Here is a 26,197-nt window from a genome sequence, read left to right on the forward strand (position 1 = left end):
CCTCAGTTGGAGAATTATCCCCTTTAGAGGTGTCCAGGTTCATTGAACCACTACAGTGCCCCCCCGCACAGGGGGAACGCTAATAGACCACTAACAAAGCAAGGAAAGGCACCAAGGCCAGAACAAGGAAAAGCCAAAACCCTAAGAACACTGACAAACAAGCGTCGCGCAGACAACAAAAAAATCAACTACTGAGCACATCTCCAAACCCACCAACCCGAACCCCCACCCCCCGAATCGCCTCAGCAACCCTCGGCGACAACAGCGCCTGTAACTCCTCGACGTGTCGATAATCCCTCATCCCATGACTCAAAACCCGATCCCCCGCAAACGCCGGATGACAATAAATCTCCCCCACCCCACGAGGCAAATCGGCAAGCGCAGCAAGCCACACCTCCTCATCCATACGCCCACTATTGGCAATTCCAACCACATAATCGTTGTGCACGATTCCGGCCCGGTTCAACCTCGCCCGCACCCATGAAATCCACGGCCGCAACCACAGCGGCGCACCAACCTCGAACGGCAAGCGCATCGCCCGCATCCCGTACTCGCGGCCAATCTCCAGAATCAACTCGAGCACCGTCGGATGCAAATGAAAATGCTTGTGCGTGTTGACGTGATCGAGCGTCAACCCCGTCCGCGCAAAAGCGTCGAACTGCGCGCGAATCTCTCGCGCCAGCTGTTTGCGAACGTGCGGCAAAAAGAAAAACCGCACCCCGTCCCGCACCATGTTGTCGCCAAAGCGGCCATGCTCGTCGAGCAATGCCGCAATCCCCGCGCGCGGCGTGACCGCGTCGCCGTCCGCCAGTACCAGATGCAGACCGACCCGCAGCCCCGGGAGTTCGCGGGCACGCGCCACCGCATCGGCCGCGGCAGGCGCGCCGATCATCAGGCTCGCGGCCGTCAGCACGCCGTGCCGGTGCGCCTGCTCGACCGCCAGATTTACCCGTGAATGCAGGCCGAAATCGTCGGCAGTAACGATCAGGCCGCGCGGCTCAACCACCATCCGAAGTCTCCATGACATCCATCACGCCCATTGCCTTCGCGCGCGTCGTCGACGCGGAGGCCTCAACGGGAACGCGTGCGCCGCGCCACACCACATGCGAGCCGAACGCGCCCGCGAGCCATTGCAATGCCAGCAAGGTATCGCGCAACGGCACGAGCGGCAAGTCGTGCCAGAAAGTACGTTCGTGACGCGCGGAACGCAAATGCAGCAGCATGCGCGCGGCAAAACCGGCCGCCGTGCCGGTGCCGCTCACCAGCGCCGCCCACAAATGCACGCCGCCGGATGGTCCGCTCGCGAGACTGCCGGTGAGCCAAGCGCCGGCCAGGAGCCACGGCGTCGGAAACGTGATGAACAGAAATGCAAAGCCAAGCGGGTTCACCGAGCGGATCGTGCGCAGCCAACGCGTCTCACGCTGCCACAAGGCGGAAAAAGTCGGTTCGATAACATCGGTGGCCACCATCACGCGCGAAAGCACCGTGCTAAGGCCGAGCGCGCGCACGTGCTCGGCAAGCCAGTAGTCATCCGCGAGGCAGTTTTTCAGCGCGTCGAAACCGCCAATGCGCTCGAGCGTCGCGCGGCGCAAGGCCAGCGTCGCGCCGAAACCGAAGCGGCGCGAGCCGGCCGCGTGCGCGACCCGCACCGACGGCGCGAACCACTCGTTGATGAAGAGCGCGCCGACCCGCGGCCAGAAACCGCCCACACCTTGCGCCACGTAGAGGCAGGTCACCACGCCCACGCGCGGATCGGCGAGCGGCGCCGCCACGGTGTCGAGATAGTCGGCTTCGACAGCGATGTCGCTATCCGCGATCACGATCACGTCATGGCGCGCCCGCTCGGCCATATTGATCAGATTGCTGACCTTGAGATTGCTGCCGTGCACGCGTGTATCGACGGCGAGCTCGATGTCGTGCATCGGATAGGCGGCCTGCAAACGGCGCACCACGGCGATGGCGGGGTCGTCCGGCGACGAGACCCCTAGTACGAGCTGGAAATGCCCGTGGCGCTGGTCGCAGAAGGTTCTGAGATTTTCGTAGAGACGCGGCTCGGCGCCGCACAGCGGCTTGAGCACGCTGACGCCGACATTCGTGAAAGGAGGTAGGGAATCCGAAGCCCGGGCGGCAGCCGGGACGCTAGCGGCCCTCGCGCGCGCGCCGCGGCGCACTGCGAAGAACGGCATCGCCACCGCGGCCAGCATCGCATAGAGCGAGGCCGAGACGCAGCCGGATAACAGGATCCATTGGCATGCTGTCAATGCGTGCGCCGCCATCGCCTGTTGCCTTCAGTGCCCGGCGAGCATGAATGGTTTGCCGGTGAAGCGTAGATGAAGAACGACGAACCAGCGCCGCGGGCAGTCCGCTTCAATCAACATGGGGCGGCCGGCAGGCGTGGCGTAGTGGCCCTGAATGGCGAGATTGAAAGCGGCCTGCGCGAATTGGCGCATCACGATGACGCCGCTCACGATCAGCGCCAGAGCAAGAGCCTGAAACCCCGTGGAACTGAAAACCTGCTGCGAAATCGGCAGAACCAGCAGTGCCAGCAAGGCGAGCACTTCGGTAACCATGGCCGTGAGCGAAGCCGCCATTAGATGGGCTCGCAGCATGTCGGTGGTGACTGGCTTCATGGCATGGTCTCGTGACCTGAAGGAACGCGCGGCATCATGCAGTGACGCGATTCGCCGGCACATGCACCGGTAAATCGCGCCGACAAAGGCGCCAACCGTACATTCCATCGATGTGCTTACGATTAAGTTGCGATGATCTGACAACATGACGTAGTTTCGCGCGCCCATGTCGGCCACGCGACAGTAACCTGCTGAGGGGCGATAGTAGCGATTCAAGCTGAAGGAAACCTTAAGGAAGAAAGAGGTATAAAGCGTCCAACGAACATGATCGCTACACTTCGGATGTGTGACTCGGCGCTTGCTTAAAAACCGTCGCCGCTATGCAATAGACATCAAACGGAATCTCTCCCCATGCGCGTACTCCTCGTAGAAGACGACGACCTGATCGGCTGCGGTATTGAAGCGGGACTGCGTCAAGCCGGTTTCACGGTCGACTGGGCTCGCGACGGCCACAAGGCCGGTCTCGCCCTTGACACCACCGCCTATGCGCTCGTCCTGCTCGATCTCGGCTTGCCCAGGGTGTCGGGTATGGAATTGCTGAAGCGGCTGCGCGACGCCGGCAAGGATGTGCCCGTGCTCGTGCTAACCGCCAAGGGCACGGTGGTGGATCGCGTCGGCGGCCTCGAAGCGGGAGCCGACGACTACCTCGGCAAACCCTTCGACCTGACCGAACTGATCGCCCGTTGCCGGGCCCTGCTGCGCCGCGCGCAGGGGCGCAGCGTCGAGGTGATCCGCTATCAGGATCTGACGGTCAATCCCACCGCGCAAACCGTCGAAATCGGCAATACGCGCGTGCCCCTCACCTCGCGCGAATGGGCGATCCTGATGCAGCTGCTGACCAATCAGGGCATTCCCCAGTCGCGCTCGCGCCTCGAAGAGAGTTTGTATGGATGGCAGGAAGAAATCGAGAGCAATGCGATCGAGGTCCATGTGTCCAACCTGCGCAAAAAGCTCGGCGCCAAGCTGATCAGAACCGTGCGTAATATCGGCTACGTGGTGGAGAAAGCGTAATGTCGGCATCGATACGCCGCCGTCTGATGATGCTGGTGCTGACCAGCATCGTGCTGATCTGGGGCATCGCGCTGATCTCGAGCTATCGTCAGGCCACGCGCGAAGTCGGCGAATGGGAAGAAGCACGTCTTGCGGAACTCGCGCAAATCCTCGCGCTGCTCGACGAGCGCAATCTGACCACGCTGGCCAATGCGCGCATCGACGTGCGCGAAGAAGAAAAAGGCGGCGAACCCGGCGCGAACAATAGCGACGACGACGATTCCTTGCCGCGCGACGCGCTATTTCAGGTGCGCAGCGCGAACGGCGACGTGCTGGCGGGCAGCCCGCAATTGCGCGTGCTGCAAGCCTGGGATTTGCCTGTGCCGCCCGCAAGCGGCGCGCAAAACATGACGCTGGGTGGCCAGATGTGGCACACGTTCACCTTGCGCGATACTGCGCTCGGCCACACGGTGCGCGTGTTCGAACCGGCCAATACCCGTAGCGATCTGGTGAGCGGCGTCGCGAGCCGGATCGCCCGCCCTACGCTGATCGCGCTGCCGGTGCTGGCGCTGCTGGTGTGGTTCAGCATCGGCTGGAGCCTGGTGCCGCTCAAGGTCCTCTCCGGCGCCATTCGCGCGCGCGATATCAACCGGCTGGAACCTGTCGATATTGGCCGCGCGCCGACCGAGGTGCGCCCGCTCGTCGACGCAATCAATCTGGTGCTATCGCGCTTGCGGCACTCTATCGAACGCGAGCGCGCGTTTACCGCCGACGCGGCGCATGAACTGAAAACGCCGCTTGCTGCCATCAAGGTGCAGGCGCAAGTCGCACTGGCCGAACCGGACACGGCGCTGCAGCGGGTGGCGATGGAACGCGTGGTGCAAGGCGTCGATCGCAGCGCGCGGCTCGCGGAGCAGTTGCTGCTGCTTGCGCGCCTGGATGCGCACGAAACGCTCGCCACGTCGCCACTCAGGCCCGCGGCCGTGGCGAAAGACGCACTGCTCGCCAACGAGCCCAATGCGCAGCAAAAGGACATTCGCGTAACGCTCACCGGCGACATGCGCGCCGAGATCAATGCGGAGCCCGTCTTGATGGGCATCCTGCTCGACAATCTGCTCGATAACGCGATCAAGTATGGACGCACCGGCGGCAGCATCGAAGTCGCCGTGCGGTATGACGCCGGCCGGGTGCAGCTCACCGTGCGCGACGACGGCCCTGGTGTCGCGCCCAGCGATCTCGCACGCCTCACGAACCGGTTTTTCCGCGCCACCGGCAATCAGGCCACTGGCAGCGGACTTGGCCTCTCGATCGTCGCGCGAATCGCGGAGCATTTCGGTGCGAGCCTGCATCTCGGCGCAGGGGTCGGCGAGCACGGCCTCGCCGTGGAAGTGTCGTTTCCTGCTTATGCGGGCGTGGAGTAATGACGGTGGTGTACTAACGCTGGCTGGCTTCGCCCACGACCGCCCGCCCCGCGGATTCCGCCCGCTTCGGCTCGCGATTGGCCGACTCGGCAAATTGCCACGCAATGAGTCCGGGTACGAAGATCAGCAGATCGCGAATGCGCCGCGCGCCGGCAAGCGCAAGGCAGATGGAAGGATCGAGGCCGAACGCGCCGCCGATCAGAATGAAACCACCCTCCTGCACGCCCAGACCGCCGGGCACAAAGAACGCCGCACTGCTGATCGCCTGGATCAACGATTCGATCACCACCGCCTCGACCAGCGTGACGTGCACGCCGAGAAAGTACAGCGCGAGCCAGATTTCGAGCGAGGTCAGGAAGCATTGCAGCGGTTGCCAGAAGAACAGATAGCGCAGCACCACGCCGCGCCGGCGCCAGATCAGCTTGATGGCCTGGTCGATCTGAGCGGATTGTCCGACGAGCGCGGCGAGCTTGCCGCTTGTCATACGATTGAGCACGCGCGTGATGCGCTCGAACGGGCTGGCATGCTGCACGAGTGCGAACAGCACCAGCAGCGGCGTGAGCACCACCACGCCCCACGCCAGTTGCCCGGCGAGCCGCAGCGTGTCGGACTGCGCATGCGCGAACAGAAAACCGATGCCGACCATCGTGAACAGCAACTGGCTGATCACCGTGAGCTGCATATCGACGATGATGCTGCCGACCGCCGTAGAGGGCCGTACGCCCCAACGCTTGAGCATCCGGAACGACACCACCTCGCCGCCGATACGCGCCACCGGCAACATGCAATTGACGGATTCGCGCACCCAGACCAGATGCAGCATATTGGCAATACTGGGCCGGTTCGCGCCGCGAATCAGCGAGCGCCAGTCGCAGGCATTGGCGATCATCGGCAGCACGTGCGCGAGCGCCGCGAGAACGAGGCCGGCTCCCGCCGCGCGCAGTGCGCCAAGCACGGCGCCGGGATTGTCCTGCCAGACCAGCCACAGCGACACCAGCAAGCCGGCAAGCGCGGCGAAGCGGCCGAGATGCTTCATCATGCGGCCACCCTTTGCACGTGCTTCAGGCACGCTGCATCGTCCTCATTACGCCCTTCCGGATACCCGCGCATCATTGCTTACCCAGCCTGCTGTTCATCCGTCATTCCGTCCTGCGCCGCCGACAGCAGGCCGTCGCCATCCACTTTGAAACTGAAACCGCGCCAGATCACGCGCGAGGACCAGAAGCTCGCCACGAAAATCGAAAACGATACGATATCCCATAACGGCAACAGCCACAGGTCGCGATGCGCCTGCTGCAGCGCACGATCGGACACCAGTTTCAATACGAGTCGGACGCAGACGGCGACCAGTGCAAGCGACCACGCCCACCATGCGCCATCCGAGAACGCGGTGGCGAGCAGCGCAAAGGCTAGCGGGAAAATCAGCACCGAGCCGAGGTGGCCGAGCGGATCGATGCTGCGGATCGTGCGGCTCCAGCGCAGTTCATGCGCGATCAATTTCGTCGCGCTGTTTTCAACGCAGGCATGCGAGATCGTGAACGGCGGAATCACCACTTTCTCGCCGATCATGCGCACGGCCTCGCCGATCGCATGATCCTCGGCCAGGTGCTGCACGAATGGCGTGAAGCCACCAATTTTTTCCAGCGTATCGCGCCGCATCGCGATGCTCTGTCCAAAGCAGGGGCGCGCGAGACCGAGCGCAAGCCCCGTCACCACGCCGGGCAGGAACTGATAGTTGGTCGCCTTGGCCGACAATCTCGGCCAGAACCCGGGATCCGGCGCGCCGCGATACACGCAGGTGACGAGACCGACGCCAGGCTTCTGCAATTCGCCGACTACATTGCGCAGATAATCCGGCCCGACGCTCACGTCACTGTCGGCGAATACCAGCACGTCGTGCCGGGCCTGCGGCAGCATGTTGAGGATGTTGCTGATCTTGCGGTTCGGGCCGTACAGACGTGCGTCGGCGACCACGGTGATGTCCGCTTCCGGATGCAGCCGCCGCAGATCGTCGACGGCCTGCAATGCGGGGTCGGCCGAATCGTGCACGCCGAACAGGAATTGCACCGGGCCCGGATAGTCCTGCTGACAGAAGCTCGAGAGATTGGTGAGTAACGCCCACTCGTTGCCGTGCAGCGGCTTGACAATCGTAACCGGCGGAAAGCTGGTCGGCTCGGACACCGCTCGCGCGAAGAACCGGCCGATCAGGGCACCCGCCAACACCGTGTAGGCGATGCCGAAAACCGCCCCCGCCGCACACGCATAGGCCAGCGTGACGGCGAGCAGATGCACGGCGTTCACGCCTCGTGGGCGCGCAGGAAGCGGAAGAATTCGACGCCTTCACGCAGGCGCCGTTTCATCATGTCCCAGCTCGTGAGCATCTCGCGCAGAATTTCCCAGATCTTCGACGGACGGAAATAGAAGCGCTTATAGAAGTTTTCGAGCTGGTGGTAAATCTCGTCACGCGACAGATGCGGATAGCCGATCGCGGCGAGCTGCACCCCTGACTTGCTGACGAGGTTGATGACCTTGTTCTCTTCCAGCCAGCCGTTTTCGACCGCCTGGTTGTAGAGCGTCGTGCCGGGATAGGGAGCCGCGAGCGACACCTGAATCGTATGCGGATTGATTTCCTTCGCGTACTCGATGGTCTTCTGGATCGTGTCCTGCGTCTCGCCAGGCAGGCCGAGAATAAAGGTGCCGTGAATCTTGATGCCGAGCTTGCGGCAATCTTCGCTGAAGCGGCGCGCAATGTCGGTGCGCAGACCCTTCTTGATGTTCAGGAGAATCTGGTCGTCGCCCGATTCATAGCCCACCAGCAGCAGGCGCAGGCCGTTTTCCTTCATGATCTTCAACGTCGCGTACGGCACGTTCGCCTTCGCATTGCACGACCACGTCACACCCAGTTTGCCGAGACCGCGGGCGATCTCCTCGACGCGCGGCTTGAAGTCGGTGAAGGTGTCGTCGTCGAACATGATCTCCTTGACTTCAGGCATGTTGTCGCGAATCCACTTCACTTCTTCGAGCACGTTCTCGGTCGAACGCGTGCGGTAGCGATGCCCGCCCACCGTTTGCGGCCACAGGCAGAACGTGCATTTCGAACGGCAGCCGCGGCCCGTGTAAATCGACACGTACGGGTGCTTCAGATAGCCGATGAAATAGTTGTCGATCTTCAGATCGCGCTTGTAGACGGGCGCCACGAACGGCAACTCGTCCATGTTCTCCAGGATAGGGCGCGCTTCGTTGTGCTCGATCGAACCGTCGGCCGCGCGATAGCTCAGACCTTTGATGCCGGCGAACGGCTTGCCTTCGGCAACTTCCTGGCAGGTGAAGTCAAATTCTTCACGGCAGACGAAATCGATCGCCTCGCTCGCGGTCAGCGAATTGTGCGGATCGACCGCGACCTTCGCGCCGACCATGCCGATCAGCACCGAAGGCTTGCGCTTCTTCAGGTCTTCGGCGAACAGTGCGTCGGTGGGGAAAGACGGTGTGCTGGTGTGGATCACCACCAGGTCATATTGCTGTGCTATGTCGAGCGACGCTTCGACGGACAAGCCGTCGGCGGGGGCATCGAGTACGCGGCTATCGGGCACGAGCGCGGCGGGCTGCGCGAGCCACGTCGGATACCAGAACGAGCGTACTTCACGCTTGGCCTGGTAGCGCGATCCCGCGCCACCATCGAAGCCGTCATACGACGGCGCTTGCAAGAAGAGGGTTTTCATGAATGCTCCAGCAAGCCTTAGATCGGCGCTTTCAGTTTTCTGTCGGAAAACTATCGGAACTATTGCCCGCGGGGATACGGGTGGTCGCGGAGATACTACGGAGCAAAGCTGAAGGAAACCTTAAGGAAAATACTCCCGGCCCGCCTGGCCACGTCCGCCATAGCGTCCAACCTGCTTTGATTGTGAGTTTTTATTCGTTCAGTTCGGCATGCGCATTGACTACATTGATCGGTCACAACTAAACGACCATCACAGGACCAGTCAATGAAAATCCCGCGGGGCACGGCGCGCTTTTCGCTTTCTTCGATTTCCTTACACCCGCGGCATGCGCGACGTCTGCAAGCCGGCCTGAGCGCGTTGCTGATCGCGGCAACGGCCACGCTCGCCCTCCTTGCACCGGGTATCGCACGCGCCGCGCCGCCGGCCGAACTGAAACTCGACTACGCTTACTATTCACCGGAAAGCCTCGTCATCAAGCGCAACGGCTGGCTCGAGCAGGAACTCGCGCCGCAGCACACCGAGGTCAAATGGGTGCTGAGCCTCGGCAGCAATCGCGCGCTCGAGTATCTGAACAGCGGTGCGATCGACATTGGTTCGACGGCGGGTCTGGCCGCCGTGCTCGCCAAAGCCAACGGCAACCCGATTCGCGCAGTGTACGTTTTCTCGCGCCCGGAATGGACCGCTCTCGTGGTGCGCAAGGACTCGCCGATCAAAACCCTCGCGGACCTGAAGGGCAAGAAGATCGCCGCCACCAAGGGCACGGACCCGTTCCTCTTCACACTACGCGCGCTGCACACCGCGGGCCTCTCGCGCGACGACGTGGAGATCGTCAACCTTCAGCATCCGGACGGGCGCACCGCACTCGCCAACGGCCAGGTGGACGCCTGGGCCGGCCTCGATCCGCACATGGCCGCCGCGCAAATCGACGACGGCGCGAAGCTGCTGTATCGCAACGTCGACTTCAATACGTGGGGCCTGCTCGACGCCCGCGAGGATTTCATTCGCGATCATCCCGAGACGCTCGCGCAGGTGCTCAAGGTGTACGAAAAAGCGCGCCTGTGGATCGCCGCGCATCCGGACGAAACTGCGAAGATCATCTCGGAAGAATCGAAGCTGTCGCTGCCGGTCGCCAAACTGCAACTGAGCCGCAACGATTTCAGTCATCCGCAGCCGGGCACTCAGCAACTTGCCGCGCTCAAGGCGGCCGCGCCGATTCTCACGCAGGAGCAACTGGTGAAACCGGGCACAGATCTGAATCAGGTCATCGACGCCTTGATCGACGTGAAGACGGCGCAACCTGTTATCGCCGCGAACAGCGGCCAGTGAGCCGGTGCGCCCACCGCTCCCGATGACCCTCCGACCGACTCCCATGGCTACTGACGAATCGCTCGGACTTCAGCACCGATCGCACACAACGGATGAACACGCGAGGCATCGCGCGCCGCAAGCCGCCGATGCAACGCGGGTCGCGCCGCGCCCGCGCGACCCGCTCAAGCGCTGGCGTATTGCCGGATTGATCCTGCCGCTTGCCTTTCTTGCCGCGATCGAAGTGCTGGTGCGTGCGTCGGTGTTGCCGGCGCACCTCGTGCCGGCGCCGAGCACGATTGCTGAAACGCTGTGGCAACTGGGCGGTGAGCGTCTGGCCCGCCACATCGGCGCCAGCTCGATGCGCGTACTCGCGGGTTTCGGCATCGGCTCCGCACTCGCCCTTCTGTTCGGTGGGGCGATGGGTTTGAGCCGCCGCCTCGACGCCCTTCTCGACCCTGCGTTTCAGGCCCTGCGCGCGATTCCGTCGCTCGCCTGGGTGCCGATTCTGCTGCTGTGGATGGGCATCGACGAGGCGCCGAAAATCACGCTCGTTGCCATCGGCGCGTTTTTTCCGGTGCAGTTGAGCGTCGTGGCGGGCATTCGTGGCGTCGACAGAAAACTGATCGAACTCGGCGAAGTCAACCGGTTGAGTCCGCGGGCGCTATTCACGCGCATCCTGTTGCCCGCGTCATTGCCGCAGATCTTCACCGGACTGCGCACGGGCTTGAGTCTCGCGTGGATGTTCATGGTCGCCGCCGAACTGATTGCCGCCACTCGCGGCCTCGGTTATCTGCTGAGCGATGGCCGCGAAACTGGCCGGCCCGATCTCGTGTTCGGCGCAATTCTGTTGCTCGCACTGCTCGGCAAGCTCAGCGACAGCATTCTTAAAACGATTGAAGCGCGCGTGCTGTCATGGCGCGATACCGCGGACGAACCATCTTCCTCGCGAGGTGCGCGTTGAACGCGGCAGATCTTTCAAGTCAGGCGCCGCTGCTCCAGGTTCGTGCCGTGAGCAAGCGCTACGAAGCGCGCGCGGTGCTCGAACGCGTGACGTTCGGTATCCGGCGTGGAGAGATCGTGAGCCTGGTCGGCCCGAGCGGCTGTGGCAAGAGCACGTTGCTGCGCGTGCTGGCCGGCCTCGATCGTGACTTCGAGGGAGAGATTTTGCTCGACGGGCTGGCGCAAGACGGCCCTTCGCCGCGCCTCGGCGTGATCTTTCAGGAGCCGCGGCTGCTGCCGTGGCTGAGCGTGGCCGACAACATCGCCTTTTCCGCCGGTCCACGGCGAGGTGCGGACCCGCGTGTGGACCAACTGCTCGATGAGGTCGGTCTGGCCGGCACCGGCGCGGCGTTGCCCAAGCAGCTTTCGGGCGGCATGGCGCAACGCGTGGCGCTCGCGCGCGGCCTCTTCTCCCAGCCCGACCTGTTGCTGCTCGACGAGCCGTTTAGCGCCGTCGACGCGATGACCCGCATGCGTCTGCAGGACCTCTTGCTGTCTCTGACGCGCGCGCACGGCACCGCGGCGCTGATCGTCACGCATGATCTGGATGAGGCGCTGTATCTGTCCGATCGCGTCCTGCTGCTCAACACGGCGGGTCAGCGTGGCGCCCGGCTGGTGCGCGACATCGACGTAGCCGCAGCGCATCCGCGTGACCGGCGCGACACGGCGCTCGCCGGCGTGCGAAACGAATTGCTCGATGGGATGGGTGAGACGCGAAACGCTTACGCGTAACCCGACTCGCGTCGTGCGTTAGAAGCGCGAGCACATCGCGGTTGGGCGCGATCAACCACTCCCGGTCCGCCCGCCTGCGCGCGCGGACCGGTCACTGCTTTTACACCGGCTTGATGTCCGCCGCCTGCTTGCCCTTCGGTCCCTGCTTGATTTCGAAGCTGACCTTCTGGTTTTCCTGCAGCGATTTGAACCCTTCGCTGCGAATTTCCGAGAAATGGGCAAACAGATCCTCGCCACCGTCGTCCGGTGTGATAAAGCCAAAGCCCTTTGCGTCATTGAACCACTTCACTGTACCGGTTGGCATGTCGATTCCTCGTTTGCACCTTGGTTGATTGGGTTGCATTCACCAGCTTGCGCCGGTTCTTGCTACTGCTGCTTGACTTTACGCCTGTTTGCGCGGCGCCGCTCACGTAACCCTCAGCTACCCGTTTGTCCACCGCGGCAATCGGAGTAGCAAAGCCCGTGCCGCCCGTCGCCCGTGGGCTCTGCGCCGATGCGATTGCGCGCAATCAGATAAGATGACTGCTATCGGCAGTCCATCCTTGGCCGCGCAGCGTCAGCCCAATGCATCACGGCCGCGCGACCTATCGTTCTCCCCACTTACAGGAACCCAGCATGGCCACCTCGAGCTATACCGACACCCGTCTTCTGATCAATGGCGAATGGTGCGACGCAGCCAGCGGCAAAACCCTCGACGTCATCAACCCTGCCACCGGCAAGCCCATCGGCAAGGTGGCTCACGCCAGCATCCCTGATCTGGATCGCGCGCTGGCCGCCGCACAACGCGGTTTCGAAGCCTGGCGCAAGATTCCGGCCAACGAACGCGCCACTACCATGCGCAAGGCCGCGGCGCTCGTGCGCGAACGTGCTTCCGACATCGCCCGCCTGATGGTGCAGGAACAGGGCAAGCCGTTCGCCGAGGCGCGCGTCGAAATGCTGTCCGCCGCGGACATCATCGAATGGTTCGCCGACGAAGGCCGCCGCGTCTACGGCCGGGTCGTGCCGCCGCGCAATCTCGCAGTGCAGCAAACCGTGCTCAAGGAGCCGATCGGCCCGGTGGCGGCCTTCACGCCGTGGAATTTCCCGGTCAACCAGGTCGTGCGCAAGCTGAGCGCGGCGCTCGCGAGCGGCTGCTCGTTCCTCGTCAAGGCGCCGGAAGAAACCCCGGCGTCGCCGGCGGCGCTGCTGCAGGCGTTCGTTGAAGCCGGTGTGCCGGCCGGTACGGTCGGCCTCGTGTTCGGCGACCCGGCGGAGATTTCCAGCTACCTGATCCCGCATCCGGTGATCCGCAAGGTCACGTTCACCGGTTCGACGCCGGTCGGCAAGCAACTGGCCGCGCTGGCGGGCTCCCACATGAAGCGCGCAACGATGGAGCTGGGCGGTCATGCGCCTGTCATCGTGGCCGAAGACGCCGACGTGGCGCTGGCCATCAAGGCCGCGGGCGCCGCGAAGTTCCGCAATGCCGGCCAGGTCTGCATCTCGCCGACGCGCTTTCTGGTGCACAACAGCATCCGCGAAGAATTCGCTGCGGCGCTCGTCAAGCATGCTGAAGGCCTCAAGCTCGGCGACGGTCTGGCGGAAGGCACAACCATCGGACCGCTCGCCAATGCGCGCCGTCTCACCGCGATGAGCAAGGTGCTCGACGACGCACGCAAGACCGGCGCGAAGGTCGAGACCGGTGGCGAACGCGTGGGCTCGGAAGGCAACTTCTTCGCACCGACCGTGCTGACCAACGTGTCGCTCGACTCGGACGTGTTCAACAACGAGCCGTTCGGCCCGATCGCCGCGATCCGCGGTTTCGACACGCTCGAAGAAGCGATCGCCGAAGCGAATCGCCTGCCGTTTGGTCTCGCGGGTTATGCGTTCACGAAATCGTTCCGCAACGTGCATCTGCTGTCGCAACAGATGGAAGTCGGCATGCTGTGGATCAACCAGCCTGCCACGCCCTGGCCGGAAATGCCGTTTGGCGGCGTGAAGGATTCGGGCTATGGCTCTGAAGGCGGCCCGGAAGCGATGGAAGCCTATCTGGTTACCAAGTCGGTTTCGGTGACTGCGGCTTAAACCGCCGAAGACCGTCGTCAGGTTTTCGGTTCAGGGCGAGGTTTCTGACTTCGCCCGCCTGATTGATTGCTGTGCCAGGTCCGCGAGCGCTCGTTCGCGGACTTTTTTGTTTATTGCAACTTCTCGCTCACGTTCCCCACATTCCTCACGTCATGCAACCCATACTGATCGGACAGGCCGTCGAACTCAGGCCACTTCTGCCGGAACACGCCCAGGCGCTGCTGGACGCCGCAGCGGATGGGCAATTGTGGAATATGAAGCTGACTGTCGTGCCGGGTCCTGAAACCGTCGGCAGCTATATGGCAACCGCGCTCGATGGGCGTGCGGCCGGCACCGTAATGCCGTTTGTGATCGTGAGGCGCGATACCGGGGCGATTGTCGGCAGCACGCGGTTCTGGAAAATCGACCGGGTGAACCGGAAGCTGGAAATCGGCCACACGTGGCTGGGCGAATCGGTGCAGCGCTCACCGGCGAACACGGAGGCGAAGTACCTACTGCTGAGTCATGCGTTCGAAGCAATGCAGTGCGTGCGCGTGCAGTTCACGACCGACGAGCTCAACGAGAAATCACGAGCGGCGATTCTGCGGATCGGCGCGAAACAGGAAGGGATTGTCCGGCACGAGCGGATCATGCCGGATGGACGCAAGCGCAATTCGGTGCGCTTTAGCATCATCGATGAAGAGTGGGCGGAGGTTAAGGCGATGCTGGAGAGGAAGCTGGGGCGGTGAAGCCCCGCCTCCACGTCATGTGACTCGTTGTACTTCATCGCGTTGAGGCGCAAACCAGCCGCCCGCCCTACTCCTTCAAACGTGCACGTCCCGCTCATTGAGTGGCTGCGGCGGCGTGGTCGCTACCGCAAACTCCTCACGCAGCGCATCGCGTGCATGATGCCGGCGCACCCAAAGCGCGGTCAGAATCGGCACCAGAATCGCGGTCACGAGACACGCCGTCGCCACCATTGCCGTCGCCGCCGGCACCAGCGGCTTGAAGCGCGGAATCATCTCGCCGATGATCGCCGGATTCGCCACCGCGGCCCCGGCCGTCGACGAAGCCGCCAACCCCGCCGCCCCATTGCCGCCCGCGATCCAGCGGTCCGCGAGGATCAGCGGAATGCCCGTCACGACGATCACCCCGAGGCCCAGCACGATGCCTGGCAAGCCGCTCGTGACGATCACATTCAGGTCGATACCGTTGCCGAGCGCGAAGCCGAAAAACGGAATCAGCGGATGCACGCAGCGGCCGAAGAACTCGCGCAATTCGCTGTCCAGGTTACCCAACGCGAAGCCGATCAGGAACGGTAGCACCGCGCCGACGAACAGCCGCGGCTCGAAGAATGCAACGCCCGTCGCGCCGAGAATAATCATGCTGACGAGCGGCCCCGATTCGATCGACATCAGGACGAACGCGCCCGCCTCCTCCTTGCTGCCGTATTGCTGCATCACGGCTGCATAGAGACCGCCATTGGTCATGTCCATCGACGTCGTGATCGCGAGCACCGAGAGGCCCGCGAACAGGCCCGCCTTGACGCCGTCGATCGGAATGAAGTGCGAAGCAACGATCGTCGCAATCCACGCCACCACCATTTTGGTCACGAGCAGCGTGCCCGACTTGCGCAGCACGACGCCGGTTGCCCGCAGGTCGATCGTCGCGCCCATGCAGAAGAACCACACCGCCAGAATCGGCACGGTGCCGGTAATCAAGCCATTGGTGAACGACCCGAGGTACTTCCCTCCTCCCGGCGCAAACGTGTGGACACAGGCGCCGAGCAGCAGCGGCACCAGCATCAGGCCGCCTGGAATGCGGTCGATGGCCTTCTTGAGCTTCATGCCTCCTCCATGGACTTTGCGTCCAGTTGCCGGGTGGATTACCCGATTAATGTCCCGTTCTTGCGCCGGGCGTCTCCCCTTTCGGCGCAATATAGCACCGCGATAGGAACAACGTTCCGTTTTTGATAGACTTCCTGATCATCGTTTACCCGCGTGTCATTAAGAAGGCTTGCCACGCTTGATGTGGCAGTGCAATATTTTCGGACCGCTGTTCCATATTTAGAATTCTGCGCTACAGTCGAGAACAGAACGCCGTCGTAAAACGGCACGGCTAGACACCCCATCCGATCGGAGACAAGAGCAATGGAAGTGCGACAGAGCATCAACAGCGAACACGCGAAGACGCTGGATACCGCCGGGTTGCGCAAGCAGTTCCTCATCGAAGACGTGTTCGAACGCGACGCGCTGCGGCTCACGTACAGCCATATCGATCGCATCATCGTGGGCGGCGTGTGGCCGGCTACGCGCGCAGTCGAGGTGCCTGGTTTGCTCGGCAAGGCAATTGGCGTCGGCTATCTGCTGGAGCGCCGCGAACTGGGCGCGATCAATATCGGCGGCGATGGTTGGGTCGACGTGGACGGCACGCGCTATACGGTGCGCAACGAAGAGGCGATCTACATCGGCAAGGGCAAACAGGCCGTCGCGTTCGGCAGCGACGACGCGGCGCGGCCCGCCAAGTTCTACCTGAACTGCGCGCCCGCGCACGAGTCGCATCCCACCCGCACGATCTCGCTCGCACAAGCGTCGCCCGAAACGCTCGGCGACCCCGCCACGAGCAATCGCCGCACCATCTACAAGTTCATCGTTCCCGAGGTTCTGCCTACCTGCCAGCTCTCGATGGGTATGACCAAGCTTGAGCCGGGCAACCTCTGGAACACGATGCCGTGCCACACGCACGAGCGTCGCATGGAGGTGTATTTCTATTTCAACGTCGCCGACGACGCAGCCGTCTTCCACATGATGGGCGAACCGAACCAAACGCGGCACATCCTTGTGCATAACGAGCAGGCCGTGATCTCGCCGAGCTGGTCGATTCACTCGGGCGTCGGCACGCGTGCGTACACGTTCATCTGGGGCATGGTCGGCGAGAACCAGGTGTTCAGCGACATGGATCACATTGCGGTGCGCGATCTGCGCTGACGGCACGCATGTTTCCATTCTGGATAGCAGATACCTCAACGGCATCGAGGACCTACGCATAGTGAACAGCTTCGATCTGACCGGTAAGGTCGCCATCGTCACCGGCAGCAATGCGGGCCTCGGTGCCGGCATGGCCATCGCGCTCGCCACGGCTGGCTGCGACATCGTCGGCGTGAGCCGCGCGGACGCCGGCGATACGGCCGCCCACGTCGCAGCGACGGGACGCCGCTTCGCGGATGTGCGCGCCGACCTCGCCTCGATCGCTCCGGTTGACGACATCGTGCGCGCCGCAGTCGAAGCGTTCGGCCGCGTCGACGTGCTTGTGAACAACGCGGGCATCATCCGCCGCGAGGACGCGCTCGACTTCAGCGAAGACGACTGGGACGCCGTCATGGACGTCAACCTGAAGAGCCTCTTCTTTCTTTCGCAGGCCGTGGCGCGGCAGTTCGTGAAGCAGGCAAGCGGCGGCAAGATCATCAACGTCGCGTCGATGCTGTCGTTTCAGGGCGGCATCCGCGTGGCGTCGTATACGGCGTCGAAAAGCGGCGTGCTCGGTCTCACGCGGCTGCTTGCGAACGAGTGGGCCGCGCAGGGCATCAACGTGAACGCAATCGCGCCGGGCTATATGGCCACCGCGAACACGGCGGCGCTGCGCAGCGACGCGCAGCGTAACGATGAAATCATCGGACGTATTCCGGCGGGCCGCTGGGGTACGCCGGCGGATCTCGCGGGACCGGTCGTGTTCCTCGCGTCGTCCGCGTCGGACTATGTGCATGGCCATACGCTTGCAGTGGACGGCGGCTGGCTCGCGCGCTAGCGTGATGGCTGCAGAGGTCACGCGGCTCGCGCGACGCGGTATGCTCTCGGCACTGAGGGCGATCGGCATCCGGCAGTGAGCGGACCTGGATCAGTTTGGCATCAACAGGGAATCACGGACATGGCAGCAATGGGCAAGCAGCGCAAAGACGATGACGACGCAAACATGCCGGAAGCGGATAGCGCGGGCGGCATGGCTAACGAGCGAGGCGAATCGGCCTCGTCGATCGGCAGAGTCTTCGCGATTCTTGGCGCGATCGGCGACAGCGGGCAGATCGGCATCAGCGAATTGTCGCAGCGGCTCGGCATGTCAAAGACCACCGTGCACCGCGTGATCCAGACGCTGAAAGCGCTCGGCTATGTGACGCAGGAAATCGAAACCGAGCGCTACCGCTTGACGATCCGCCTGTTCGAACTCGGCGCGAAGGCGCTGGAAAGCGTCGATCTGGTGCGCGAGGCAGACGTCGAGATGCGCCGCATCGGACAGGTGACGCGCGAGGCGGTCCACCTCGGCGCGTTCGACGAAGACGCCATCATCTACATCCATAAGATCGACGCCGATTACGGGCTGCGCATGCAGTCGCGCATTGGCCGCCGTAATCCCCTGCACAGCACGGCAATCGGCAAGGTGCTGCTTGCGTGGATGGACCCGGCCGAAGCGCGCGAAGTCCTCTCGCATGTCGAATTTCGCAAGTCGACGCAAAAGTCGCTCGCCTGTGCCGACGCCGTGTTGAGCATCCTGCCGCGCGTTCGCGAGCAAGGCTACGGCGAGGACAACGAGGAACAGGAAGAAGGACTGCAGTGTCTCGCGGTGCCGGTGTTCGACCGCTTTGGCCGCGTGATCGCCGGCCTGTCGATTTCGTTTCCGACGATGCGCTGCGGCGCCGACACGAAATCGCACTACGTTGCGCTACTCAAGGAATCGGGGCTCGCGATCTCGACGCGGCTCGGCTATCGTGAAGCAACGGCGCCGGAGCGTGTACCCGTTGAAGGGCTGGGCTGAAAACGCAGGCGCCCCGCAGAAATTCGATGAAATTCCGCGGGGCGCATTCATAAGCGGTCCGCGACGTTCAGGCAGCCTTCGCAGCAGGATTCGGTTCGACACTGCGCGTAAAGCTACGGCGACCGTCTACGCTCACCGGCACGTCACCCTTCAGCGTCACGCGACGCACCACGCGGTGAGCATCGCCGTAATCGTTGACCGCATAGTGCTGCGTCGCACGGTTGTCCCAGATCGCGACATCGCCCGTCTGCCAGCGCCAGCGCACGATGTTCTCGAGACGCGTCACGTAGGCCTGCAGCAGTTCCAGCACATGCGCCGATGCGCTCGGCGTGAGGCCGACAAAGCTCTTCACGAAATGACCGAGAATCAGCGTCTTTTCGCCGGATTCCGGATGCACGCGCACGACCGGATGCTCGGTCTCATAGCGTGTCGACACGAATACTTCGCGGTAGCGTTTGAGCGCTTCGGCATCTCGCCCGCGTTCGCCGACGTTGCCGTAGCTCGCGTAGTCGTATTCATTGCTGTGCACGGCCCACAGTTGCTCGGCGAGCGCTTTGAGCGGTGGCGGCAGATCGTCGTAGGCGGTGGCGGTGTTGGCCCAGACGGTATCGCCGCCCACTTCAGGAATCGTCACACCGCGCAGGATCGACGCTTGCGGATATGCATCGACGAAAGTCACATCCGTATGCCACGAGTTCGCGCGGCCGCCGCGATGTGAATCGAGTTCGAGCAGATAGTCGCTGCCGTCCACCACCGGCACCGTGGGATGCGAGACCGGTTCACCGAGCAGCTTGGCGAAGGCTTCCTGATCGGCATCCTGCAGATGCGTCTGGCCGCGGAAAAAGATCACCTTGTGACGTACCAGCGCGGCGCGAATCGCTTCTATCGTTGCCGATTCGAGCTGCCCCGACAGGCGCACGCCACGAATTTCCGCGCCGATGCGGCCGGTGACGGGATGAATGTCCAATGCGTTGGACGTCGCGAGACTGAGATTCGACATGCGATGCAACTCCTGGGTTTAAGGACGAGACAGGTCAGCGCACCGCTTGAATCAACATCTGGGCGGCTCGGCCTGCTGAATCGATGAACCATTATCGGCAGGGTGAGCGCCGCGAATCTATCGCGCTTTGGACACTTGATAGAAGCGCTTTTTATATCGTTATCAGTTTTCTCACGCGGCGTCGCTTACTTCCCGCAATGCGTCCATATCGATCACGGTGATCCGGCTATAGCGCACGTCCACGATGCCCTGCTGCACCAGCCAACGCAGTTCCTTATTGATGCTTTGCCGGGAAGCCGCCAATAACGCCGCGAGGTCCTCCTGCGAGAGCTTGATCGTCAGCTCCACGCCCCGCTCCGTTTTCTTGCCGTGCCATTCGGCAAGCCCGAGTAACTGATCAGCGAGGCGCGCGCGAAATCCGGCCAGCGCCGTCTTGCCCATCCGGCTATGCAACGCCCGGCTTCGCAGGCAGATCAGATCGAGCACGTTGCGCAACAACGCGGGCTCGCGAGCGAACAGCTCGAATAGTGCGCTGCCGGGAATGTGGAAGAGCGTCGTCGAGCCGTGCGCGCGCTGGTCGTGCATCGAGCCGCGCCGGTCCATCACCGGAATGAAGTTGATGACTTCGTTCGGCCACATGTACACCGCTACCGCGCGCACGCCGGCTGAGTTGGTCCAGCTCATTTCGATCGCGCCGGAGAGGACGACCTGGATGTCGTCGCAGGCTTCATCGCGTGCGAAGATCAACTCGCCGTTGGTCCAGGTGCGCAATTGGCCGGCGTCGCATAACGCGTCGATTGCGTGCGCGGGCCAACTTTTCAGGCACGGGTTGGCGGTGAACGCCGAGTGAATTGCAGCACGAACGCTCGCGTCGAGCGAGCGGCCGTCACGCCGCGATGGGAACAACGGCGCGGGCCATGCAGGAGGAAGGTGCACGGAAGCCGCTGCGGAACGCGCAGTGGACGGCCGCCCCACGGATGGCCGCCCCGCGGAATCCGGGTTGAATGCTTCGGTAAGTGTGCTCATGGCTGACCGGCAAGAGATGCGGTTGGACCTGAATGACTGACAAACAGTCGGTCCTCCGATCTAACCAGTGTTAGCGGCGCGCGTAAAAGACTTGTTTTTTATGTGCTTATCACGCACTCGGGAGTGGCGATCGCGCGCCGATGCAATGACGTCGAAACCGCCACGATCCAGGCATCGGGGAGGATATTGGTGGACGCAGCTAGCCGCGGACGGAACGCGACTCACACGAGAACGACAAACCGCTAACGCACGCTAACGAATCACGGCAGCATCCGCTGCAACGTCTGATCCTTGAGCACGAAACGATGAAACAGCGCCGCCACGATATGCAGTGCAATCAGCGCGAACAACACCCAGGCCAGATAGCCATGAATGTCGCCCATTTCATGCCCCACTGGCGAGCCGACCGCCGAGATGCTGGGATACGGCAATATGCCGAGCAGCTTGACGGACCATCCACGCGAAGACGCGTTGGCCCATCCAAGCAAAGGCACAGCCACCAGCGCAAGATAAAGAAGACCGTGCGTGATGTGCGAAACGACACGGAAGAAAGGTGACAGCGATGCAGGCGCGGGCGTGTGCGTGAGACGCCAGACGATTCTCACCACCACCGCTGCAATCAGCGTTGCCCCCACGCCGAGATGCCACGCGATCAAACCATCGGGCTTCGTGTCCTTATGAATATCCGGCATGGTCCAACCGATCACGAACTGCGCGGCGATCAATAAAACCACCAGCCAGTGAAGAAACCTGGCTACACCGTCATAGCCTGATGCATAGCGCGAGAAACTAGCCGGGTCCGTTCGCATGGTCATGAGAATGTGTTAGTGGCAGTGAAGCCATTGGGTGGAGAAAGCTTATTTGCACCGAAGATACACGCATTCTGGGCGCACTGACGCAAGATGCTACGGATCAAACCTTAAGAAAAGCTGATGCCGCGTTTGACCATTTCCTTCACGCGTATGAGACGGAAACACATCAGCGACCATCGAGAAAGTGCAAATCACAACACATCAGGTCCGCTCACATCCCTAGTCTGCAACTGAATGTATCCGTCAAGCATACGTGTGCAGAGCTGCCACGCTCTGCTCGCTCCAGTTGTTCATATGCATGTGTTTCAACCTGCCCGAGCACCGCGGATGCATGAAGGCCCGACGTTTTTCATAGCGCGCTCAACGGGTTGCCCACCGATTTCTTCCTGGCGGACCGACTAGTCGCAGCGCTGCAACGCGTCCCCATACCGTGTCACATGCGTGGCTGGCACGCGAATGAATCGACACGTCCTGTTACACACGAACACACCGGTAATCCAGTCGCTCAGTAGAGTTCGATCAAACGTAAAAGGAAGGCAACGTCATGAAACGAATTTTCGCGCTGGTGCTGTTGGCTGTCACCCTCGGGAGTGCATTGGGCGGTTGCATCGTCGTGCCGGAGGGCGGCTATCACGACCATGACCACTACCACGATCACGACCATTACTAATTACTAAGCGCTGCCCGAACGGCGCACTCCACTCTCAATCGTAAAACCCGAGAATAAAACATGAGCAATTCACGAAACCGCTGGCTGTCCATGGCGATCGTTGCAGGTCTGGGGATCGGTGCATCTTCTGTCGCGCTGGCGCACGTCGATGTCGGGGTCAACATCGGCATTCCGGGCGTGGCCTATGCGCCTGAGCCGGTCTATGCGCCGCCTCCGCCTGTCTACGCACCCCCTCCGCCAGTGGTCGTAGTGAGTCCGGGCTGGTACGGCGAGCGCTATTACGACGGCCACCGCTACTGGGAACGCCGAGAGTGGGAAGAACGCCATCACGAGCGCGAGTGGCATGACGCGCGCGGCTATCGCGACGGCCCGCACGGCGACTGGCACGGGCACGGGCACGACGGCGACCATGGCGATTGGCACGGCCATGGCGATGACCACGGTCGGGGCGACCACTAATGCATGGGCCGGAGCAGCGTCACTGACACCGGCACGCGCAGGCATTCGCGCCACACCTTTTTAGGAGCGACGATTTGCAACGCAGCGATCCACGGCGTGTAAGCGCACAAATCGACGGCACGCTCATCTCCGCCGAATACAGCGAACAAACCGGCCAATTGTGTTTGCGTCAGGACGGCGCCGTGCTCCGCGAATGGTTTCCCCCTCATTCGTGGATCGCGATTGCGTCAGTGGCCGGCGCGCGGCACTGGGGTACGCGGCCCACCGATGAAGACCTTCATGCCCTGCTGCGCAACGAGATGACCTTGTTGCGCACGCCATAACCGTGTGACGGCCATGAAAAAAGGCCGGTCATTGGACTTGTTCCAATGACCGGCCTCTTATTTTCAACTCGCAGATTTTGAACAAGCCTAACAGCGCCGCAATGATCCGCGCATTTCGTTGTGCGCTTTCGTTACGCCCTTACCGCGCGTTATAGATCGGCGGCGAATACGAGCTTACCGTCGTTTCACCGCCGCGACCTGCTTGCCACGTGCCGCGACTGGCCGAACCATAACCGCTAGTGTCGGCTTGAGCAGCGCCCTGCTGCGTGGAAACCTGCGCTTGCGTACCCTGCGCGTTTTGCGAGGCCGGTTGATTCGATTGCGCAAACGAAGCGATCGGGGCGCCGAGAACAACTGCAATAGCAACAGCTTTGATGAGCGATTTCATGAAACCACCTCTAGAGAGTGTCTTACACGCACTGCAGATGTCACATGTCGCGCAGTCGGTGGAAGGAGTCTAGGGGTCAATCAGGCGCGGATAAATCCTCCATTCCTGAATTCAGTGTTGCTTTTGACACGACAATGGCGGGAGCCTGCCCATCAAGGGTTTGCCGGCGTGCGCGGGGTTCGGCGGGGGTTCGTCTGAGCAAAGATTTGCAGCGCGCATTCTATAAACGCTGGCAATACAAAGCTGCGCGCGCAGATCTCCATCCTTCTTATACGACGGCGATGCCCACGTAGTTCTCCGCCATCGCGGTAGCCGCCGCACGCGACGTGGTCACGTATTCGAGTTCGGCCACCTGCAACTGCTGTTCGAACGGCGATGCACCTTCAATGCGGTGCATCATGCTCGTCATCCAGTACGAGAAATGCTCCGCGCGCCAGATGCGCTTGAGCGCGGTTGCACTGTAACTGTCGAGCAGATCGGTGCGATTTTCGACGTAGAACGCGTTCAGCGCCTGGGTCAGCACACGCACATCGGCAACGGCGAGATTCATACCCTTCGCGCCGGTGGGCGGCACAATATGCGCGGCGTCGCCGGCGAGAAAGAGCCGGCCGTGTTGCATCGTCGCCGACACGAAACTGCGCATGCCGACAATATTCTTCTGGAAGATCTTGCCGTCCACGATGTGCTGGCCGTCGTGCGAATCAACGCGCGCGTGCAGTTCGGCCCAGATGCGATCGTCGGACCAGTTGTCGACGGAATCCTTGGGATCGCATTGGAAATACATGCGCTGCACATTCGCCGAACGCGTGCTGACCAACGCAAAACCGCGATCGTGCCGCGCGTAGATCAATTCTTCCGACGACGGCGGCCCTTCGCACAGAATGCCGAACCAGCCGAACGGATAGACGCGTTCGAAATCTTTGCGCAAGGCTTGCGGAATCGATGCACGCGACACACCCTGCGAGCCGTCGCAGCCGATCACGAAGTCGCACTGCAATTCGCACGCTTCGCCTTCGTGGCGGTAGCGGATCGACGGCTGATCGGTATCGATGCCATGCAGCGACGTCTCTGTCACGCCGAAACGCAAGGCCCCGTCTGCAGCCAGACGCGCGGCGACCAGATCCTTAATGACTTCGTGCTGCGCGTAGACCGTGATCGAACGGCCGGTGAGCCCGGTCAGATCAATACGGCGCCGCTTGCCTTCGAAAGCAAGTTCAAAGCCGTGGTGCAGTGCCCCTTCGGCCTTCATGCGCGCGCCGACACCTGCCTCGGTGAGCAGGTCCATCGTGCCCTGTTCGAGTACGCCGGCACGGATGGTCGATTCGATCTGTTCGCGAGTGCGCGATTCGAGCACGACTGAGTCGATGCCGCGCAAGTGAAGAAGATGGGAAAGAAGCAGGCCTGCAGGCCCGGCACCGATGATGCCAACTTGGGTGCGCATGAGTTGTCTCCTGAATGCGGCGTTTGATATGCACGCAGTTTGACGATCATGCGCTGTATCGCGCAACGCGATATGGAGGATATGCAGTATCTAGTTTCGAGATAACCGGGGTGCCGGTTTGAGCAGGCGGGAGACGCGCAAATGCGCCATCCCGTTGCCCAGACGGCTGTTGCGCTTACTCGGCCGATAACCGATCGTCCGCGTCGCTTTGCGTAGCCTCGAGGTAAACCCTGGTCAATTTCCGGATCTCGGCAAGCAACCTCCGCCGCACTGCGGGCTTCTCGTCGTTGGCCCCGGCGACTGCCTTGAGCACATGCAGCAGCACCACCGCCTTCGTCTCGGACTGCGCCTTCGTCAGATGCGGAATCGCGTTACGCAAAATCGTGGCGATGCTGCCGCGCGTCGTTTCGCGAAAACGCGCGCGCCGCTCGTCGCTGCCACCGCGCGAATCGACAAGTGCGACAGCCAGACTGCGCTGCGATTGCAGCGACAGCATGAAATCGACGAACGCATCGGCGAGCTGCCCCGGCGTCATTGCCGACGCCTGATCGGCGAGCGCGGTAAAGCTGCTCGTCGTGTCCTCCACATAGCGCGAAAGCAATGCATCCGCCAACGATTCTTTGGACGGGAAAAACCGGTACAGCGAGCCAATCGCGGTGTTCGAGCGCGCGGCGATCTCAGTCATGGTGGCCGCGTCATAGCCCTTCTCGGTGAACACCGCGACGCCCGCTTCCATGATTGCCGCGACCCGCAGATGCCCCCGTTGTCGTTTCGGCTCCTGCGCGCCGCTGGAAAGTGTCGTTGCCATATCGGAGAGTTTTAACTGCTGTTTTTTGCGAGCGTCGCTTCGCATTGTGAGGTGAATTTCAGCGTGCATGTTAACCCCGCGGCTAGCGACGGCCAAGATTAATGACGCAGCACCCCGCGTGCGCCGTTGTTCGCCATCCGCAATCCGGTCTGGCCGGGTTTGACTTATGCGAGGGCATCCTCTACTATATTTTGCGAGGATATCCTCGCATAATTGCGGCGCAGCCCTTGCCGACCGATCACGTTTTTCGCTAACCAGACAAACCAATCCATGAGCTATCTCGCCCTGTTTTTCTCTGGCGCGTTTCTGTGCAATTGCGTCCCGCACCTCGCGAGCGGCCTGCGCGGCGAGCCGTTTCCGACACCTTTCGCGAAACCGCGGGGTGTCGGCGATTCGTCGCCACTGGTCAACGTACTGTGGGGATATTTCAATCTGCTGGCCGGCCTCTATCTGCTTACGCGGCAGCCTGTCACGATCGGTGTGAATGCAAACTGCCTCGCGGTATTTGCAGGCGCGCTGGTCTTAGGTGTGTATATGTCCGTGCATTTCGGCAAAGTCTGGCAGGGTAAGCACGCTCGCTCATAAGCGGAGCAGCGGCGCCTGTTGTCTTTTGCCAGGCGCCGTC

General features: G+C 62.2%; 28 protein-coding genes. 14 read left to right on the plus strand and 14 right to left on the minus strand.

The window, feature by feature from the left end:
- Positions 1-184 precede the first annotated feature (184 nt).
- The 3 genes from hpnK to M0D66_RS30680 are packed head-to-tail and all read right to left on the minus strand — an operon-like array spanning position 185 to position 2,798.
- Positions 185-1,009, minus strand: coding sequence for a hopanoid biosynthesis-associated protein HpnK (gene hpnK, locus M0D66_RS30670; RefSeq protein ID WP_200619384.1), 825 nt, complete (start codon positions 1,007-1,009; stop codon positions 185-187).
- On the minus strand, positions 999-2,276 hold the full coding sequence (gene hpnI / locus M0D66_RS30675; RefSeq protein ID WP_266212442.1) for a bacteriohopanetetrol glucosamine biosynthesis glycosyltransferase HpnI: 1,278 nt from the start codon (positions 2,274-2,276) through the stop codon (positions 999-1,001). The genes hpnK and hpnI (M0D66_RS30675) overlap by 11 nt, the downstream gene beginning before the upstream one ends.
- A gap of 12 nt (positions 2,277-2,288) precedes the next feature.
- Positions 2,289-2,798: a hypothetical protein gene (locus tag M0D66_RS30680; RefSeq protein ID WP_308112721.1), complete on the minus strand. Its 510-nt coding sequence runs from the start codon at positions 2,796-2,798 to the stop codon at positions 2,289-2,291.
- A gap of 183 nt (positions 2,799-2,981) precedes the next feature.
- On the opposite strand from M0D66_RS30680, the gene M0D66_RS30685 reads away from it, so the two are divergent.
- On the plus strand, positions 2,982-3,641 hold the full coding sequence (locus tag M0D66_RS30685) for a response regulator transcription factor (protein WP_093642916.1): 660 nt from the start codon (positions 2,982-2,984) through the stop codon (positions 3,639-3,641).
- Positions 3,641-5,041, plus strand: a complete 1,401-nt coding sequence (locus M0D66_RS30690; protein WP_093642919.1) for an ATP-binding protein — start codon at positions 3,641-3,643, stop codon at positions 5,039-5,041. The genes M0D66_RS30685 and M0D66_RS30690 overlap by 1 nt, the downstream gene beginning before the upstream one ends.
- Positions 5,042-5,054: 13 nt before the next feature.
- Here M0D66_RS30690 and M0D66_RS30695 read toward each other — a convergent pair whose 3' ends face one another.
- The 3 genes from M0D66_RS30695 to hpnJ all read right to left on the minus strand — a co-directional run bounded on the left by M0D66_RS30695 (position 5,055) and on the right by hpnJ (position 8,760).
- Positions 5,055-6,080, minus strand: coding sequence for a flippase-like domain-containing protein (locus M0D66_RS30695; RefSeq protein ID WP_200619409.1), 1,026 nt, complete (start codon positions 6,078-6,080; stop codon positions 5,055-5,057).
- Between the two features lie 77 nt (positions 6,081-6,157).
- On the minus strand, positions 6,158-7,342 hold the full coding sequence (gene hpnI / locus M0D66_RS30700; RefSeq protein ID WP_093642923.1) for a bacteriohopanetetrol glucosamine biosynthesis glycosyltransferase HpnI: 1,185 nt from the start codon (positions 7,340-7,342) through the stop codon (positions 6,158-6,160).
- Complete coding sequence (gene hpnJ / locus M0D66_RS30705) at positions 7,339-8,760, minus strand: hopanoid biosynthesis associated radical SAM protein HpnJ (RefSeq protein ID WP_093642926.1); 1,422 nt, start codon at positions 8,758-8,760, stop codon at positions 7,339-7,341. The genes hpnI (M0D66_RS30700) and hpnJ overlap by 4 nt, the downstream gene beginning before the upstream one ends.
- Before the next feature lie 264 nt (positions 8,761-9,024).
- On the opposite strand from hpnJ, the gene M0D66_RS30710 reads away from it, so the two are divergent.
- From M0D66_RS30710 to M0D66_RS30720, 3 genes are read left to right on the plus strand one after another with little or no spacing between them, the layout of a single operon-like run.
- Positions 9,025-10,086, plus strand: a complete 1,062-nt coding sequence (locus M0D66_RS30710; RefSeq protein WP_211701348.1) for an aliphatic sulfonate ABC transporter substrate-binding protein — start codon at positions 9,025-9,027, stop codon at positions 10,084-10,086.
- A 43-nt stretch (positions 10,087-10,129) separates the two neighbouring features.
- A complete protein-coding gene (locus M0D66_RS30715) occupies positions 10,130-11,029 on the plus strand; it encodes an ABC transporter permease (protein WP_093642932.1) in 900 nt (299 codons plus the stop codon).
- Positions 10,981-11,799 carry an ABC transporter ATP-binding protein gene (locus tag M0D66_RS30720; RefSeq protein ID WP_266212443.1) on the plus strand — a complete coding sequence of 273 codons (819 nt, stop codon included), beginning with the start codon at positions 10,981-10,983 and terminating at the stop codon, positions 11,797-11,799. Before M0D66_RS30715 ends, M0D66_RS30720 begins: the two co-directional genes overlap by 49 nt.
- Before the next feature lie 100 nt (positions 11,800-11,899).
- On the opposite strand, the gene M0D66_RS30725 is transcribed toward M0D66_RS30720, so the two are convergent.
- Positions 11,900-12,103 (minus strand): cold-shock protein, encoded by a 204-nt coding sequence (locus tag M0D66_RS30725; protein ID WP_007181784.1) that lies wholly within the window; start codon positions 12,101-12,103, stop codon positions 11,900-11,902.
- A 311-nt stretch (positions 12,104-12,414) separates the two neighbouring features.
- Here M0D66_RS30725 and M0D66_RS30730 point away from each other — a divergent pair, with 311 nt between their 5' ends.
- Both M0D66_RS30730 and M0D66_RS30735 read left to right on the plus strand, forming a co-directional pair.
- Positions 12,415-13,860: an NAD-dependent succinate-semialdehyde dehydrogenase gene (locus M0D66_RS30730; protein ID WP_093642937.1), complete on the plus strand. Its 1,446-nt coding sequence runs from the start codon at positions 12,415-12,417 to the stop codon at positions 13,858-13,860.
- Positions 13,861-14,012: 152 nt separating this feature from the next.
- Positions 14,013-14,588 (plus strand): GNAT family N-acetyltransferase, encoded by a 576-nt coding sequence (locus M0D66_RS30735; protein WP_266212444.1) that lies wholly within the window; start codon positions 14,013-14,015, stop codon positions 14,586-14,588.
- A 75-nt stretch (positions 14,589-14,663) separates the two neighbouring features.
- Here M0D66_RS30735 and kdgT read toward each other — a convergent pair whose 3' ends face one another.
- Positions 14,664-15,686, minus strand: a complete 1,023-nt coding sequence (kdgT, locus tag M0D66_RS30740) for a 2-keto-3-deoxygluconate transporter (protein WP_266212445.1) — start codon at positions 15,684-15,686, stop codon at positions 14,664-14,666.
- Positions 15,687-15,989: 303 nt separating this feature from the next.
- On the opposite strand from kdgT, the gene kduI reads away from it, so the two are divergent.
- The 3 genes from kduI to kdgR all read left to right on the plus strand — a co-directional run bounded on the left by kduI (position 15,990) and on the right by kdgR (position 18,645).
- On the plus strand, positions 15,990-16,826 hold the full coding sequence (kduI, locus tag M0D66_RS30745) for a 5-dehydro-4-deoxy-D-glucuronate isomerase (protein ID WP_266212446.1): 837 nt from the start codon (positions 15,990-15,992) through the stop codon (positions 16,824-16,826).
- A gap of 61 nt (positions 16,827-16,887) precedes the next feature.
- Positions 16,888-17,643, plus strand: a complete 756-nt coding sequence (gene kduD / locus M0D66_RS30750) for a 2-dehydro-3-deoxy-D-gluconate 5-dehydrogenase KduD (RefSeq protein WP_266212447.1) — start codon at positions 16,888-16,890, stop codon at positions 17,641-17,643.
- 120 nt (positions 17,644-17,763) lie between these two features.
- Positions 17,764-18,645, plus strand: coding sequence for a DNA-binding transcriptional regulator KdgR (gene kdgR / locus M0D66_RS30755; protein ID WP_211701343.1), 882 nt, complete (start codon positions 17,764-17,766; stop codon positions 18,643-18,645).
- Between the two features lie 67 nt (positions 18,646-18,712).
- Here the strand turns inward: kdgR and M0D66_RS30760 are convergent, their stop codons facing one another.
- The 3 genes from M0D66_RS30760 to M0D66_RS30770 all read right to left on the minus strand — a co-directional run bounded on the left by M0D66_RS30760 (position 18,713) and on the right by M0D66_RS30770 (position 21,486).
- Positions 18,713-19,645, minus strand: a complete 933-nt coding sequence (locus M0D66_RS30760; protein WP_256455058.1) for a TauD/TfdA family dioxygenase — start codon at positions 19,643-19,645, stop codon at positions 18,713-18,715.
- Positions 19,646-19,816: 171 nt separating this feature from the next.
- Complete coding sequence (locus M0D66_RS30765; protein ID WP_200619393.1) at positions 19,817-20,671, minus strand: Crp/Fnr family transcriptional regulator; 855 nt, start codon at positions 20,669-20,671, stop codon at positions 19,817-19,819.
- 260 nt (positions 20,672-20,931) lie between these two features.
- The gene (locus M0D66_RS30770; RefSeq protein ID WP_234486674.1) at positions 20,932-21,486 is read right to left on the minus strand and encodes a cytochrome b; all 555 of its coding nucleotides are present in this window, start codon (positions 21,484-21,486) and stop codon (positions 20,932-20,934) included.
- Positions 21,487-22,027: 541 nt separating this feature from the next.
- Between M0D66_RS30770 and M0D66_RS30775 the strand changes: the two genes are divergently transcribed.
- From M0D66_RS30775 to M0D66_RS30785, 3 genes are all read left to right on the plus strand, one after another.
- Positions 22,028-22,153, plus strand: a complete 126-nt coding sequence (locus M0D66_RS30775) for a hypothetical protein (protein ID WP_266212448.1) — start codon at positions 22,028-22,030, stop codon at positions 22,151-22,153.
- A gap of 60 nt (positions 22,154-22,213) precedes the next feature.
- Positions 22,214-22,612, plus strand: a complete 399-nt coding sequence (locus tag M0D66_RS30780) for a hypothetical protein (RefSeq protein WP_093642955.1) — start codon at positions 22,214-22,216, stop codon at positions 22,610-22,612.
- Positions 22,613-22,686: 74 nt separating this feature from the next.
- On the plus strand, positions 22,687-22,935 hold the full coding sequence (locus tag M0D66_RS30785) for a hypothetical protein (protein WP_093642958.1): 249 nt from the start codon (positions 22,687-22,689) through the stop codon (positions 22,933-22,935).
- 139 nt (positions 22,936-23,074) lie between these two features.
- On the opposite strand, the gene M0D66_RS30790 is transcribed toward M0D66_RS30785, so the two are convergent.
- The 3 genes from M0D66_RS30790 to M0D66_RS30800 form a co-directional block, all read right to left on the minus strand.
- On the minus strand, positions 23,075-23,323 hold the full coding sequence (locus tag M0D66_RS30790; RefSeq protein WP_093642961.1) for a hypothetical protein: 249 nt from the start codon (positions 23,321-23,323) through the stop codon (positions 23,075-23,077).
- 268 nt (positions 23,324-23,591) lie between these two features.
- A complete protein-coding gene (locus tag M0D66_RS30795; protein ID WP_093642964.1) occupies positions 23,592-24,764 on the minus strand; it encodes a 4-hydroxybenzoate 3-monooxygenase in 1,173 nt (390 codons plus the stop codon).
- A 175-nt stretch (positions 24,765-24,939) separates the two neighbouring features.
- Complete coding sequence (locus tag M0D66_RS30800; RefSeq protein WP_200619394.1) at positions 24,940-25,572, minus strand: TetR/AcrR family transcriptional regulator; 633 nt, start codon at positions 25,570-25,572, stop codon at positions 24,940-24,942.
- A 270-nt stretch (positions 25,573-25,842) separates the two neighbouring features.
- Here M0D66_RS30800 and M0D66_RS30805 point away from each other — a divergent pair, with 270 nt between their 5' ends.
- On the plus strand, positions 25,843-26,157 hold the full coding sequence (locus M0D66_RS30805) for a hypothetical protein (protein WP_200619395.1): 315 nt from the start codon (positions 25,843-25,845) through the stop codon (positions 26,155-26,157).
- Positions 26,158-26,197: the final 40 nt, after the last annotated feature.

This window comes from Paraburkholderia sp. SECH2 (assembly GCF_030464795.1).
Taxonomy (GTDB): Bacteria; Pseudomonadota; Gammaproteobacteria; order Burkholderiales; family Burkholderiaceae; genus Paraburkholderia; species Paraburkholderia aspalathi.